This is a genomic window from Synechococcus lacustris str. Tous, assembly GCF_003011125.1.
In the GTDB taxonomy this organism is placed as follows: Bacteria; Cyanobacteriota; Cyanobacteriia; order PCC-6307; family Cyanobiaceae; genus Synechococcus_D; species Synechococcus_D lacustris.
This window is the reverse complement of record NZ_PXVC01000274.1, coordinates 1-725: the sequence shown is the minus strand read 5'-3', so window position 1 is coordinate 725 and position 725 is coordinate 1. Positions and strand designations below refer to the sequence as shown.

At 66.5% G+C, this 725-nt stretch carries 1 protein-coding gene; it reads left to right on the top strand.

The features are described from left to right. Positions 1-554: hypothetical protein (locus C7K08_RS16260; RefSeq protein ID WP_206603898.1), on the top strand; the 554-nt coding region annotated here is incomplete at its 5' end. Positions 555-725: the final 171 nt, after the last annotated feature.

Here is a 725-nt window from a genome sequence, read left to right as displayed (position 1 = left end):
GCCCTGAAATAGCCCCATCCCACTCGCTTGTGATCGCGGCCGGTGGTGGTCGTGATCTGGCCTGGCCCCAGCAGCGCATTGCCGCTGAGCTGCTCGCCCGCAGCAGTGGCCGCCTGGTGCATTTGCTCCTCCATGGCGGTGCCCGCGGCGCTGATGCCGCCATTGGTCGCGCTGCCCAGCAGCTGGGTTGGTCAGCCCTGGTGATGCCGGCCCAATGGCAGCTCCATGGCCGGGCCGCTGGGCCAATCCGTAATCGGGCTCTGCTTGAGCAGGCCGTTGCCCGCGCTGTTGCTCGCAGCTCTTCTAGCTGCCTCACCTCAGTGCTGGTAGTGGCCTTCCCCGGTGGTGCCGGCACGGCCTCGCTGGTGAGAGAAGCCCGCCGCATGGCGTCTCGTTCCCCGGTGCCGATTGCCGTGGTCAAGGTCAGTGCAGCGGCCCGGCTCTGGGAGGCCACCCGCCTTGGCGTGACACGACAGTCGATCATCAAAGTGTGGCTCGCTGAGCGACTGGAGCACCGCACTGAATCCAGTCCGGGCACAGCCGCCCTCACCTGAAGGCTCCCAACACCGAAGACTGATCGCATCTCCCAGCAGCGGGGTTACCACGACTGGATCGAAGCGTTCCTGGTGTCGCACCGATAGGTGCGCTCTGCAAATCAGCACCGATAGGTGCGCTCATCCCGGAGCCCTGCCGCGATTGCTCAGGTCGCTCGCGCAAAGGCGAGC